Raw genomic sequence first — 13712 nt, forward strand, 5'->3', positions numbered from 1 at the left:
TCAGAGCCCGTAGCGCGCGCAAAGGGCGCGTTCTTCGATCAGGTCGCCCGCGCCGTGCAGCATCTGCGCGCCGAAGCGCTGGAACAGCGACCGGCGCAGCGTGTATCGGTTGAAGCCGACCTTGTCGCCAAAGATCTCTTTCATCTTCGGCTCCAGATGCGCCACGCCATCGGCCAGACCGGCATCGACCGCGCCCTGCCCGATCCAGACCTCGCCGGTGAACAGGTCGGGATTGTCGGAAAGCCGCGCGCCCCGGCGTTCGGTCACGAAACCGATGAAGGTGGCGTGGATCTGTTCCTGAAGCTGTTTCAGACGGGCGACATCGTCGGATTTCTCGGCCTGGAACGGGTCAAGAAAGCTTTTCGACCGCCCCGCCGTATGTACCCGGCGTTCGACGCCATAGCGCGCGATCAGGTCCTGAAACCCGAACCCCGACGAGATCACGCCGATCGACCCCGCGATGGAATGATGGTCCAGCCAGATCGTATCGGCGGCAACGGCCAGGTAATATCCGCCCGACGCGGCCACGTCCTCGACAAAGGCATAGACGGGCACATCGGTCTCGGCCGACAGGCGTCGGATGCGATGGGCGATCAGCGACGATTGCGCGGGCGACCCGCCCGGCGAATTGATCAACAGCGCCACCGCGTCCGGCTTGCCGCGCTTGAACGCCTTTTCCAGCACCGGCGCCAGCGTCACGTCGTTCAGCATGCCCGGGCGGTTTCCGGCGGCGATCACACCCGACAGCCGCACGACCGCGACCGTGGGCGCGGATTTCACAAAGGGGATCCAGCGTTTCATAACCGGGGATGTAGAGCGTGCGGCACACCGGAACAAGGCACGGGCCGAAATGGGCGGAAACTGTTGCGACCCTGCCAGAGGGCGTTCCCCTAACGTCAACAGTTGTTTCGACTTTGGAAACAAACCTGTGAAACCGCCCCGTCCGGCAGAAACGGTTTTGTCGCGAAGCCATTACAAATCACAGTCAGAGATGTCCGCGAAGTGATTCCGGATATTTGATGTCGCTCAGGGGGTAAGAAAATGACAGTGATCTATCGCGAAGATTTCGAAACCGATGGCAATGGCACGCGCTACACCACATCCGCGGCCGAGTTCACAGACGGGGCGGGCGATTTCTTTATCCGCACCGATGGCGGCGACATCGGCACGTTCTATTCGGTGACCGGGGCCGAGGGAACCGGCTGGTTCGCGGTGATGGACACCGATGGCGAGGCGCCCTTTGCCACCACCCTGACCCTGTCGATCGACGGCATCGACATCAGCGGATATTCCGACCTGACGATCTCGGGCCTGTTTGCCGAAGACGATGACGGCACCAATCAGGACTGGGACGCCGACGCGCTGGTCTATGTCGAAGCGCAGATCGACGGTGGCGGCTATGTCAAGGTTCTGCAATTCGCGAGCCAGGGCGCGACCAATACCGAGCCGGGACTGGACACCGATTTCGACGGGATCGCCGATGGCGCTGCCCTGACCGACAGCTTTGCGCAATTCGTGGCCGATATCGCGGGGGCGGGCGCGCTGCTGGATCTGCGCGTGACGTTTGAGAATCTGGACGCGGGGGACGAGGATATCTCGCTCGACGATCTGACGGTCAGCGGCACCGCCGTACCGACCGAGGTGACCGTGCTGGACGAGACATTCGATGACGCATCGGGCTTCACCACCAGCACCGCGTTCTTTTCGGATGCGGGCTTCGATTTCTTCGGGATCAGCGATGGCGCGGGCGGCGGCGATTTCGGCGGTGACAGCGTGCCCAGCGGCGTCAAGGCCTATACCGGCACCGATGGCAGCTTCCTGACCGGCATGGACATGGACGGCGAAGGCGCCGCCCTGCCCGTCACCATGACCTGGGCGGGGCTGGATATCAGCGGGCTGAGCGATCTGAAATTCTCGGGCGATTTCGGCGAGTTTTTCGACGATCCCGGCGATATCGACGTGGGCGATCACATCTATCTGGATGTCAGCATCGACGGCGGCCCGGCCCAGCGCATCCTGGCGTTCGAAGGCGCCGATCTGGTGAATGGCGACGATTTCAACGGGTTCTTCTTCCAGGACACCGATCTGGACGGCACCGCCGATGGCGCACAGCTTGGCGACGCGCTGGCCAGTTTCATGGCAGATATCGACGGCACCGGGTCAACGATGGACCTGACCCTGACCGTGTCGGTCGACAGCGGGGACGAGGATTTCGCCGTCGACAATTTCCAGATCGTCGGCACCTCGGGCGGCACGATCATCCCGTCGGTTGTCGCACGCTCCGGCGATGGGCTGGACGTGGCCGAGGGCAGCGATGCCTTCGACAGCTTCACGCTGGAACTGACCACCACCCCCGCGGCCCCCGTGACCGTGACCGTTTCGGCACCCGATGGCGAAAGCCTGGTCAGTCTGAATGGCGAGCTTTACGCCCCAAGCGTCGAAGTCGAACTGACCGGCACCGACCCGGTCCAGATCGCCGTGATCGCCGTGGATGACGACGATGACGAGGCGACGCCGCATTTCGGCGCGCTGAGCTTCACCGTCGCCAGCGACGATCCCGATTATGACGGCACCGAAATCAGCGACCTGAGCGTGTCGATCACCGATAACGATTTCTCGATCACGCTGATCTCGGACATTCAGGGCAGCGGTGATGCCTCGCTCCTGGACGGCCAGGAGGTTACGGTCGAGGCGGTCGTGACCGGGCTGATCACATCGGCCAGCGGCGTCACAGGCTTCTTTCTGCAGGAAGAGGATGCCGACAGCGATGGCGACGCGGCCACGTCCGAAGGCATCTTCGTCTTTGCGCAGGATGCGACCGTGGGGATCGGCGACAAGATCCGCCTGACCGCGACCGTGGACGAATTCAGCGACCTGACCGAGCTGACCAATGTGTCCGAGCTTCAGGTTCTGGATACCGGCGTCACCCTGCCCACCGCGACCAAGATCACCATCGGCGCGACGGCCGATTACGAGGCCTACGAGGGGATGCGCGTCGAGCTGGTGTCCGACAGCGCCGATCCGCTGACCGTGATCACCAACTTCAACCTCGACCGGTTCGGTCAGGTCACCGTCGCCGAAGGCAACCTGACCCAGCCGACCCAGGTTCTGGACCCGCAGGATGATGCCGACGACATCACCGCCATGGCGGCGGCGAACGCGGCCAACCAGATTATCATCGACGATGGATCGTCGGCGCAGAACCCCGACACCTATACCCTGATCGACAGCGGCGACGGCACGCCGTTGCAGGCGGGCGATCCGATCACCGCCGATGGCCCGACCCTGCGGCTGGGGGCCGAGATGACCTCGATCACCGGGATCATGGATGAACGCTTCGGCGATTATCGCATTCAGGCCGACGGGCCGCTGCAAACCGTGGCCGGGACCAATGCCGATGCCCGCCCCGACAGCGCTCCCGATGTGGGTGGCACGCTGAAGGTGGCCAGCTTCAACGTGCTGAACTATTTCACCACGCTGGACGATGGCTCGCTGACCGGCCCCAATGGCGATCTGGACCCGCGCGGCGCCACGACGGCCGAGGATCTGGTGCGCCAGACGCAGAAGATCGTCGCCGCTCTGGTCGAACTAGACGCCGATATCGTCGGCCTGCAAGAGCTGGAGAACAACGGTTTCGGCGATGGCAGCGCGATCGCGGCGCTGGTCGATGCGCTGAACGCGGAACTGGGCGCGGGCACCTATGCCGTGGTCGATCCCGGCAGCGATTTCGTCGGCACCGACGCGATCACCACCGGCATCATCTATAAGCCCGGCTCGGTCACGCTGACCGGCGCGGCAACGCTGGAATTCCAGGAAGCCTCGGCCGCGGACACCTTTGCCATTGCCGATCAGCTGAACGCCTATGCCTCGTCCGACGACCAGGTAGGGGATTTCCAGCGCAACCGCCCCGCCACCGCCGCGACCTTTGTCGATGCCGATGGCAACGAGGTGACGGTGGTGTCGAACCACCTGAAATCCAAGGGCGACAGCAATCTCGAGGACGTGGTGCTGGACGCCCAGGCCGCCGGCGCGCCGCAAGAGCTGATCGACGCGCTGCTGGCCGATCCGAACTATGACCAGGGCGACGGCCAGGGGTTCTGGAACCAGGTCCGCGCCGATGCGGCGGCGGAACTGGCCGAATGGCTGACCAGCAATCCCACCGGGGCGGCGACCGGCGACAATGTCGTGATGCTGGGCGATTTCAACGCCTATGCGCGCGAGGATCCGGTCGAGACCATCACCGGGCTGGGCTATACCAACCTGGCGGCCAGCTTTATCGGCGACGATGCCTATAGCTATGTCTTCGACGGCCAGCGCGGCACGCTGGATTACGGTCTGGCCAGCGAAAGCCTGCTGGACAATATCACCGGCGTCGCGGAATGGCATATCAATGCCGACGAGCCGGACCTGCTGAACTACAGCTCGGCCTTCAGCGATCCGTCCTTCTTCAACGCCGATTTCTATGCCGCCTCGGATCACGATCCGCTGCTGATCGGGCTGGACCTGTCCGAGCCCGCATCGGGCGACGATTTCATCCTGGCGCGGCTGGATTTCGACGACCTGTCGCCCTATGCCGCCATCGCGACCTATTCCGAGGATGGCGTGGTGCTGGCCGTTACCGACCTGCCCCGCAAATCGGCCGATCCGCTTGTGGCCACGGGTTCGGGCATCACCATCGACGCCGAGGACGGCACCAACGGCCAGGAACAGCTGCGCACCACCGGCGACGGGCTGTCGGTCAAATCCTTCCGCGAGGACCGCAACGATCCCGTCGCCTCGCACCTGCTGGACGAGAACGAGACCATCAGCTTCGCGCTGGACGACACCAGCGCGGCGGGCGATGGCATCGGCGTGGCGTTCGATCTGTTGAATGTCAGCGGCGACGGCCAGGTCGTGCTGCGTTTCTTCAGCAACGAGGTTCTGGTGGACGAAGCCCTGCTGGACGTGGTCGACGGCGCGGTGGCGCATGATCTGGATCCGGGGCTGAGCTTTGACATGGTCAGCCTGGGGGTCACCGACGGGCTGATGCTGGAGATCGACGCGATCGAGCTGAAGCGCCTGGATCTGGACGATGTCCCGGTCGAGCCCGCCGAGAACGTGCTGGCGCGGCTGGATTTCGGCGATTACGACCCCTACAACGCCTTTGTCGATTACCTTGAGAATGGCGAATTGCTGGCGACCTCGGATCTGCCGCGCAAGACGACATCGGTGCTGGACCCCACCGCCGCCGGGATCGTGATCAGCGCCGAGGACGGCACGCGCGGCCAGGAACAGCTGCGCACCACCGGCGACGGTCTGTCGGTCAAATCCTATCTGGACGACGCAAACGATCCCCTCGGCTCGCGCCGGATCGACGATGCGGAAACCGTGACCTTCACGTCGATGGAGACCGAGACCAGCAGCAAGGACGCGCTGGATCTGAGCTTCGAATTCGTGAATGTCACCGGCACGGGCACGGTGGCGCTGACGCTGTTCGATGACGGGGTCGAGGTCGACATGGTCGAGCTGGCGGTGATCGACGACCGGGTGAGCTATGATCTGGCGGGCGACATGACCTTTGACGCGGTGTCGCTGGGCGTGACGGGCGATCTGATGCTGGAGATCGACGCGTTCGAACTGACCCGCCTGCCGGTGGACGAATTCGTTCTGGCCTGAGCCGCCTGACGGTTTCGAGAGCTGGAAGCCGCCCCTTTCAGGGGCGGTTTTCTTTCATGCCTCCGGCGGAGGTATTTGGACCAAGATGAAAGGGATCAGGTGCCGGGAGCGACCGCGATATTGTCGATCAGCCGCACGCCCGCCAGATTGGCCGCCGCCAGCAGCCGCGCCGGTTCGGTCAGTTGGGTCAGCGGCGCGAGTGACGCGGCCGCGCGCAGTTCGATATATTCCACATCGATGAACCCCGCCGCGACCACCCTTTCGGCGGCGGCAGCCAGTGTGGCCGCGACATCGCCGCCGTTCACGATCTGATCCGCGGCCTGGGTCATCGCGCGGTTCAGCGCGGGCGCGATGATGCGGGCGCGGTCCGACAGCAACAGGTTGCGCGAGCTGAGGGCGAGGCCGTCCTCCTCGCGGATCGTCGGACAACCGATAATCTCGATCGGGATGTCCAGATCGCGGGCCAGTTGCTGGACCAGCAGAAGCTGCTGGTAATCCTTGTTCCCGAAATAGGCGCGGTCGGCCTGGGTTTGCAGGAACAGCTTGGTCACGACCGTCGCCACGCCATCGAAATGGCCGGGGCGGTGCTGCCCCTCCATCGCGTCGGTGACGCCGGTGACCGAGACATTGGTGGCAAACCCTTCGGGATAGATCTGATCGCCATCGGGGACATAGATCGCATCGACCGCGAAGGGCGCCAGCTTGCGGGCGTCATCCTGTTCGGTGCGGGGGTAGTTTTCCAGATCTTCGGGATTGTTGAACTGTTTGGGGTTCACGAAGATCGTGACGATCACCCGGTCCGTGCCCGCCTTGGCCGCGCGCACCAGGCTCAGGTGGCCCTGATGCAAGGCGCCCATTGTGGGGACGACGCCCACGGTTTCACCGGCCTTCTTCCAGCCCGCGACGGTGGCGCGCAGCTCGGGCAGGCTGCGGATGATCGGCGCGGTCACGATTTGGGTTCCGGGGCGGCATCGCCAAAGACATGTTCGGCGGCCGGGAAGCTGCGCGCGCGGACCTCGTCGGCATAGGCCGCGATGGCTTTGTCGGCATCCTCGCCCAGTGTGGCATAGCGTTTGGCGAATTTCGGTTTGAACGCGGTAAAGAGGCCCAGCATGTCATCGACCACCAGGATCTGACCGTCGCAGCCGGCGGATGCCCCGATGCCGATGGTGGGTATGGGGATGGCGGCGGTGATCTCGTCGGCCAGGCTGGCGGGCACCTTTTCCAGCACGACCGAGAACGCCCCGGCATCTGACACGGCTTGCGCATCGGCCATCACCTTGGCCCGGTCGTCGCCGCGCCCCTGCACCTTGTAGCCGCCCAGCGTGTTGATCGCCTGGGGAGTCAGGCCCACATGCGCCATCACCGGGATCGACCGGCTGGTCAGGTGCTGAATCGTCGGCGCCATCGCAAGCCCGCCTTCGAGCTTGACCGCCGCCGCGCCGGTTTCGCGCATCAGCCGCGCGGCGTTGCGGAACGCCTGTTCGGGGCTTTCCTCGTAGCTGCCGAAGGGCATGTCCACGACCATCATCGCGCGTTCCAGCCCGCGCGCCACCGCCGCGCCATGCAGGCACATCATGTCCATCGTGACCCCCAGGGTCGAGGGCAGCCCGTGCAGCACCATGCCAACGCTATCGCCCACCAGAACGAAGTCGCAATGCGGATCGACCAGCTGTGCGATCGGCGTGGTATAGGCCGTCAGGCTGACCAGCGGCGTGCCGCCCTTGCGGGCCATGATGTCCGACGGTGTCGGGGCCTTGATCCGGCTTGTGGCGCTCATCGGTTCCTCCGTGATTCCGGTTGGGGCGTTATAGCGGCGATTTGCGGAAATGCCAGCACGCATCGCCATGGCGCAACATTATTGCGCGATGGGCAGCCCCGCCTGCTGCCGCGCCAGCAGCCCCAGAACCGCCGCGATCAGACGCGACACGGTCACCGCGCCCAGCCCGCCGATATCGGCCTCGGGCAGGTATTCGACCACATCCATCGCCGCGATCCGCCCGCGACCGGCCACGCCCCGGATCAGGTCCAGCACCTGATCATAGCTCAGCCCGCCGGGCGCCCGCCCGATCACCCCCGGCACGATCGACGGGTCCAGCGCGTCGACATCCAGGCACACCACCACCTGCGCCCCCGGCGCGATCTGGTCCAGCACCGGGGCGATCCCGTCGCGGTGGACATCCCGGGCGGTGAAGAACCGCGCGCCCCAGTCCAGCGCATCCTGATAGTCGCTGCTGGCGGCCGAGCCGATGCCGCGCGCGCCGACCTGGATGATCCGCTCGATATGCGGCATCTCAGACGCGCGCCGCATGGTCGACGACAGGCCCAGCGCCTCGTCCATATGCGATTGCCGCCAGTCGATATGGGCATCGACCTGCACCACGGTATAGCGCGCGCCGGTCGTGCCCAGCGCCTGCAGCATCGGGATCGGAATGGAATCGTCCCCGCCCAGCACCACCGGCACCGCGCCCTGTTGCATCAACAGCGTGACGGCGCCCGCGATGGCGGCCCGGTTGGCGGCAAAGTCGGTCTCGCTCCAGCCGATATCACCGCAATCCACGGCCGTCTGCGTGCCCTCGGGGAACAGCGGCCCGCCGATGTCGAAATTGTGCCGGTCCAGATTGGCCGCCAGCATCGCCGCCGCCTGCCGCAGCGCCGTGGGCGCGTTCCGGCAATACGGCCCCACCGCGCCATAGGGCGTGGCACAGGGCGCCCCGATCAGCGCCGCCGACGCGGCCACCTGGCTCAGGTCGCGGCAAACCGGCAACCCCATGAAGCTTTCGACCGCATCGGCGCCGAACAACGCACCCAGATTGACCTCTTCCGTCATACCGCTTCCCTCTTTCGGAACAATTTCCGCCACTTGAGCCTGTTCTGCCCGCCCTGTCACCCCCGGAACGGCCGCGGCCTGCAAACTCTGCTTGCCAGCCCGCGCAAGGCACAGTTTCATGAGACCCGAACCGGATCCCGAAAGGAGCCCCCATGCGCCGCCTCTGTCTTACCGCCGCCCTTGCGCTTTGCGCCGCCCCCGCGCTTGCCGCGCAGGACACGATCACCATCGGCATGGGGCTGGAGCCGCCGAACCTGGACCCCACCGGCGGGGCCGCCGCCGCGATTGACGAGGTCGTCTATGCCAACATCTTCGAAGGCCTGACGCGCTTTGCCCCCGATGGATCGATCATCCCCGGCCTGGCCGAACGCTGGGATATCGGCACCGATGGGCTGAGCTATACCTTCCACCTGCGGCCCGGCGTGACCTTTCACGATGGCACCGCGATGGATGCCGAGGATGTGAAATTCACCCTCGACCGCGCCCGGGCCGAGGACAGCACAAACGCGCAAAAGGCGCTGTTCTCCGGGATCGCGGATGTGACCGTAACCGATCCCCAAACCGTCACCGTCACGCTCACTGCGCCCGACGGGGCGTTCCCGTTCAAGATGGCTTGGGGCGACGCGGTGATCGTGGCGCCTGAAAGCATCGACACCGCCGCGACCAACCCGGTGGGCACCGGCCCCTTCACCTTCACCCGTTGGGTTCAGGGCGACCGCGTCGAAATCGCGCGCAACCCCGATTACTGGGGCACGGCCCCGGCGCTGGCCAACGCGACGTTCAAGTTCATCGCCGATCCCAACGCCGCCTTTGCCGCGATGATGGCGGGCGACGTGGATGCATTCCCCGTTTTCCCCGCGCCCGAAACCCTCAGCCAGTTCGAGGCCGACCCGCGCTTCACCGTCATCGTCGGCTCGACCGAGGGCGAAACGATCCTGGCCATGAACAACGCCCAGCCGCCGCTCGATAATGTGGCCGTGCGCGAAGCCATCGCCCATGCGATCAACCGCCAGGACATCATCGACGGCGCGATGTTCGGCTATGGCACGCCCATCGGCACCCATTTCGCACCGCACAATCCCGACTATGTCGATCTGACCGGGATCTCGGCCTATGACCCGGCACGGGCCGAGGAATTGTTGACGGAGGCGGGCGTCAGCGACCTGAAACTGCGCCTGGCCCTGCCGCCCCCCGTCTATGCCCGCCGCGGGGGCGAGATCATCGCCGCCCAGCTGCGCGCCGTTGGAATCGAGACTGAGATCACCAACCTGGAATGGGCGCAATGGCTGGAACAGGTCTTCAAGGGCAAGGATTTCGACCTGACCATCGTCAGCCACACCGAACCGGCCGACATCAACATCTATGCCCGGCCAGATTACTACTTCCAATATGGCAAGCCGGAATTCGTGACGCTGATGGATCAGCTCAACGTCACAACCGACCCAGCCGAACGCAGCGCGCTGCTGAAACAGGCCCAGACCATGATCGCCGAGGATTACGTGAACGGCTATCTGTTCCAACTGGCCAAGACCGGCGTCGCCAATGCCAAGATCCAGGGCCTGTGGGAAAACGGCCCGACCCAGGCCAACGACCTGACCGGGGTCAGCTGGACCGACTGACCTTTCATCTTGGCCCAAATACCTCCGCCGGAGGCCTGAAATCCCGCCGCGCCCCGGCGCGGCGCCCCCAACAGGAACGACCATGACCCACGGATACGACGCCGGACGGCTGAACCTGCCCTTTGTCGGCATCGCGACCTTCGGCAAATACCCCTATCAGCCCGACTGGTCGGCCATCGACGCCGATGTCGCCGTGCTGGGCGCCCCGTTCGATTTCGGCACGCAGTGGCGGTCGGGCGCCCGGTTCGGACCGCGCGCCATCCGCGAGGCATCGACGCTCTTCGCCTTCGGCCATGCCGGCGCCTATGACCACGAGGATGACGTCACCTATCTGGACGGCGCCCGCATCGTGGATGTGGGGGATGCCGATATCGTCCACACCGACACCACCGCCAGCCATGCCCGCATCGAACAGGCCGTGCGCACCATCCGCGCCGCGGGCGCGTTGCCGGTGGTGCTGGGCGGCGATCATTCGATCAACATCCCCTGCATCCGCGCCTTTGACGATCATGGACCCATCCATGTGGTCCAGCTGGACGCGCATCTGGATTTCGTCGACGAACGCCACGGGGTCCGCTACGGCCACGGCAACCCGATGCGCCGCGCCGCCGAACAGGACCACGTGACGGGCCTCAGCCAGCTTGGCATCCGCAACGTGTCTTCGACCTCGAAAGAAGGCTATGACGCCGCGCGCCAGATGGGGTCGGACATCCTGTCGGTCCGCCAGATCCGCAAGCTGGGCATCGAGGGCACGCTCGACCGGATCCCCGCCGGGCGCGACTATTACGTCACCATCGACATCGACGGGTTCGATCCGTCCATCGCGCCGGGCACCGGCACGCCCAGCCATGGCGGTTTCCTTTATTACGAAGGGCTGGAGCTGCTGGCGGGTCTGGCTGAACGCGGTAACGTAGTGGGCATCGACCTGGTCGAGGTCGCGCCCGATTACGACCGCACCGGCACCACCGCGATCCTGGCGGCACAGCTTTTGCTGAATTTCATCGGCCGGATCCTGCACCACCGCTGACCGGCAAAAGCCAGGCCCGAAGGTATTCGGCCAGACGCGCCTGAAACGGCGCGTCCGCATGCAGCGCGCAGAAACTCAACGCCATCGCCTGAATGGCAAAGGCCTGCACCCCTTCGGCCAGCAAGGCGGGAGAGACATCGCTGCGGAACGGCCCGCCCGACAGCCAGCGCGCCATGCTTTGCCCATGGCGTTCAAACGTCATCGCAATCGGGCCGATATCCGCCCGCGCCGCCGCGCCGGAATAGCGCAGGATCAGGTCGAAGACATACCTTTCGCAGGTCATGAAGGACATCAGCGGCATCAGCGCCGCGACGATCTCGTCCACCGATTGCGGCGGCGGCAGGCGGTCGATCTGATCCAGAAAGCCATCCATCCGCGCGCCGATCAGCTGATCCATCAGCGCGTCTTTGTCGCGGAAATGGGCAAAGAACGTGCCCTTGGCCACGCCCGCGCGCTGCACCACCTGCTCGACCCGCAGCGCCTCGTACCCGGCCTCGGAAATGACTTCGGTCGCGGCCTCAAGCAGCCGGGCGCGGGTTTTCAGGGTGCGTTGCTGGATCGGTCGGTTCATCTGTGCAGATTTCCACATAATCTGACCACGGTCAAATAATTATTGACCGCGGTCATTTTAGATGCAAATTGACCATGGTCATTTTATTCGGAGCGACTCACATGCCAAAACGTATTCTCATCCTGAACGGACACCCCGCCGCCACCTCGCTGTCGCGCAGTCTTGCCGAAACCTATGCGCAGGCCGCGCGCGATGCGGGCCATGAGGTGCGGATCACCCATCTGCACGATCTGAATTTCGACATGGATTTCGAATTTGGCAGCTATCGGCAGATCAAGCCGCTGGAAGCCCCGCTGAAACAGTTTCAAGCCGATCTGGACTGGTGCGCGCATTTCGTCCTGACGACGCCCATGTGGTGGGGCGGCCTGCCCGCGAAGCTGAAAGGGCTGATCGACCGGAGCTTTCTGCCCGGTCACGCCTTCAACACCCGCGCAATCCGCATGGGCATGCCCACGCCCATGCTGACCGGGCGCAGCGCGCGGGTCGTCATGACCTCGGACACGCCGCGCTGGTTCCTGCGGCTGCGCTATGGCGATGCGATCCTGCGCCAGCTGCGCGGCCAGATCCTGGGCTTCGTCGGCCTGAAACCCGCCCGCATCACCTATTTCGGCGGCGCCAGCGAACCAAAGCCCGGCGCCGTCGACAAATGGCTGCAAGAAATGGCCCGGCTGGGCGCGCGCGGGGCATAGGCCCCGCTAGCCGATCACATTGGTTTCCGGCCCATAGGGATAGCCGGTGATGTTTTCGGCCCCGTCCTCGGTGATGATCAAGATATCGTGCTCGCGGTATCCCCCGGCGCCGGGCTGGCCATTGGGGATGGTGATCATCGGCTCCATGCTGATGACCATCCCCGGCTCCAGCACCGTGTCGATATCCTCGCGCAGCTCCAGCCCCGCCTCGCGCCCATAGTAATGGCTGAGCACGCCAAAGGAATGGCCATAGCCGAAGCTGCGATATTGCAGCAGGTCCCGGTCCGCGAAGAAGGTGTTGATCTGCTGCGTGATCTCGGCGCAGCTGACGCCCGGTTTCATCAACGACATACCGTATTCATGCGCCGCCACATTCGCCTGCCAATAGGACATCGAGGCCGCGTCGACCTCCTGCACGAACATCGTGCGTTCCAGCGCGGTGTAGTAGCCGTGGATCATCGGAAAGGTGTTCAGGCTTAAAATATCGCCGCGTTCCAGCACCCGGCCCGTCACCGGATTGTGCGCGCCATCGGTGTTCAGCCCGGATTGAAACCAGACCCAGGTGTCGCGGTATTCGGCGTCGGGGAATTGCGCGGCAATCGCAGCCTCCATCGCGTCGCGGCCGGCCATGGCCACGTCGATTTCCCGCACGCCCGGCTTCACCGCATCACGGATCGCATAGCCGCCGATATCGGCCACCGCCGCACCCGCCCGGATCAACGCGATTTCGGCAGGCGACTTGCGCATCCGTTGCTGCATCGTGGCAGGCGCGATGTCGACGCGCAGGGACGGGGCCAGAAACGCGTCCAGCTTTTCCGATTGCGCCAGGGTCAGATGGTCCCCCTCGAACCCCACCCGGCGGCCCTGCCCCGTCACATGGGCCACCGCGCGCCAGAAATTGTCCCGCCGCCAGTCGGTATAGGTGATGGCATCGGTCGCACACCGCCGCCAGGGCTGGCCCGCGTCGATGCCCGCGCTGATCACCACCGCCTCGGACGCGGTCACGACCAGCCCATAGGGCCGCCCGAACGCGCAATAGAGAAACCCCGAGTAATACGCGATATTGTGCATCGAGGTCAGCACGACCGCATCGGCCCCCACCGCATCCATCGCCGTGCGCAGCCCCATCAGCCGCGTCATGTATTCCTCGGCCGCGAAGGGCAGCACCGCCTTCTCGCCATTGTGAAACCGAAAGAAATCCGGACGTTCCGTCATCTTCTTGACCCTCATGCACCGGGGCCGCGCCGGACCCCTGAAAAGGTCCCGGCGTTCAGGACGACAGGCGGCGCGCGCCGCCAAGCGGGGACATCCCCCGTGGCGA

The 13712-nt window shown here is 65.0% G+C and carries 10 protein-coding genes; 4 read left to right on the forward strand and 6 right to left on the reverse strand.

Going from position 1 to position 13712, the window contains the following annotated elements; translation table 11 throughout:
* Nucleotides 1-801 (reverse strand): S49 family peptidase, encoded by an 801-nt coding sequence (locus CLM60_RS06670; RefSeq protein WP_095588386.1) that lies wholly within the window; start codon nt 799-801, stop codon nt 1-3.
* A 240-nt stretch (nt 802-1041) separates the two neighbouring features.
* Between CLM60_RS06670 and CLM60_RS06675 the strand changes: the two genes are divergently transcribed.
* Nucleotides 1042-5655, forward strand: coding sequence for an ExeM/NucH family extracellular endonuclease (locus tag CLM60_RS06675; protein WP_141246474.1), 4614 nt, complete (start codon nt 1042-1044; stop codon nt 5653-5655).
* 95 nt (nt 5656-5750) lie between these two features.
* On the opposite strand, the gene panC is transcribed toward CLM60_RS06675, so the two are convergent.
* The 3 genes from panC to CLM60_RS06690 form a co-directional block, all read right to left on the reverse strand.
* Nucleotides 5751-6605, reverse strand: coding sequence for a pantoate--beta-alanine ligase (gene panC, locus CLM60_RS06680; RefSeq protein ID WP_095588388.1), 855 nt, complete (start codon nt 6603-6605; stop codon nt 5751-5753).
* The gene (panB, locus tag CLM60_RS06685; RefSeq protein ID WP_095588389.1) at nt 6602-7435 is read right to left on the reverse strand and encodes a 3-methyl-2-oxobutanoate hydroxymethyltransferase; all 834 of its coding nucleotides are present in this window, start codon (nt 7433-7435) and stop codon (nt 6602-6604) included. Before panB ends, panC begins: the two co-directional genes overlap by 4 nt.
* 78 nt (nt 7436-7513) lie before the next feature.
* Nucleotides 7514-8485 (reverse strand): arginase family protein, encoded by a 972-nt coding sequence (locus CLM60_RS06690; protein WP_095588390.1) that lies wholly within the window; start codon nt 8483-8485, stop codon nt 7514-7516.
* 152 nt (nt 8486-8637) lie between these two features.
* Between CLM60_RS06690 and CLM60_RS06695 the strand changes: the two genes are divergently transcribed.
* Nucleotides 8638-10104 (forward strand): ABC transporter substrate-binding protein, encoded by a 1467-nt coding sequence (locus CLM60_RS06695; RefSeq protein ID WP_095588391.1) that lies wholly within the window; start codon nt 8638-8640, stop codon nt 10102-10104.
* An 82-nt stretch (nt 10105-10186) separates the two neighbouring features.
* Nucleotides 10187-11131: an agmatinase gene (gene speB / locus CLM60_RS06700; protein WP_095588392.1), complete on the forward strand. Its 945-nt coding sequence runs from the start codon at nt 10187-10189 to the stop codon at nt 11129-11131.
* On the opposite strand, the gene CLM60_RS06705 is transcribed toward speB, so the two are convergent.
* Nucleotides 11103-11702, reverse strand: a complete 600-nt coding sequence (locus CLM60_RS06705; RefSeq protein WP_095588393.1) for a TetR/AcrR family transcriptional regulator — start codon at nt 11700-11702, stop codon at nt 11103-11105. The genes speB and CLM60_RS06705 overlap by 29 nt on opposite strands.
* Before the next feature lie 101 nt (nt 11703-11803).
* Here CLM60_RS06705 and CLM60_RS06710 point away from each other — a divergent pair, with 101 nt between their 5' ends.
* On the forward strand, nt 11804-12391 hold the full coding sequence (locus tag CLM60_RS06710; protein WP_095588394.1) for an NAD(P)H-dependent oxidoreductase: 588 nt from the start codon (nt 11804-11806) through the stop codon (nt 12389-12391).
* A 6-nt stretch (nt 12392-12397) separates the two neighbouring features.
* Here CLM60_RS06710 and CLM60_RS06715 read toward each other — a convergent pair whose 3' ends face one another.
* Nucleotides 12398-13606, reverse strand: coding sequence for an aminopeptidase P family protein (locus CLM60_RS06715; RefSeq protein ID WP_176473816.1), 1209 nt, complete (start codon nt 13604-13606; stop codon nt 12398-12400).
* Nucleotides 13607-13712 lie beyond the last annotated feature (106 nt).

This window comes from Actibacterium ureilyticum (genome assembly GCF_002285435.1).
Taxonomy (GTDB): Bacteria; Pseudomonadota; Alphaproteobacteria; order Rhodobacterales; family Rhodobacteraceae; genus Actibacterium_C; species Actibacterium_C ureilyticum.

Excerpts from the sequence above, each read along its gene's own strand:
- CLM60_RS06670 (WP_095588386.1), bottom strand. The coding sequence starts at position 801 with ATGAAACGCTGGATCCCCTTTGTGAAATCCGCGCCCACGGTCGCGGTC.
- CLM60_RS06675 (WP_141246474.1), top strand. The coding sequence starts at position 1,042 with ATGACAGTGATCTATCGCGAAGATTTCGAAACCGATGGCAATGGCACG.
- panB (WP_095588389.1), bottom strand. The coding sequence starts at position 7,435 with ATGAGCGCCACAAGCCGGATCAAGGCCCCGACACCGTCGGACATCATG.
- CLM60_RS06690 (WP_095588390.1), bottom strand. The coding sequence starts at position 8,485 with ATGACGGAAGAGGTCAATCTGGGTGCGTTGTTCGGCGCCGATGCGGTC.
- CLM60_RS06695 (WP_095588391.1), top strand. The coding sequence starts at position 8,638 with ATGCGCCGCCTCTGTCTTACCGCCGCCCTTGCGCTTTGCGCCGCCCCC.
- speB (WP_095588392.1), top strand. The coding sequence starts at position 10,187 with ATGACCCACGGATACGACGCCGGACGGCTGAACCTGCCCTTTGTCGGC.
- CLM60_RS06705 (WP_095588393.1), bottom strand. The coding sequence starts at position 11,702 with ATGAACCGACCGATCCAGCAACGCACCCTGAAAACCCGCGCCCGGCTG.
- CLM60_RS06710 (WP_095588394.1), top strand. The coding sequence starts at position 11,804 with ATGCCAAAACGTATTCTCATCCTGAACGGACACCCCGCCGCCACCTCG.
- CLM60_RS06715 (WP_176473816.1), bottom strand. The coding sequence starts at position 13,606 with ATGACGGAACGTCCGGATTTCTTTCGGTTTCACAATGGCGAGAAGGCG.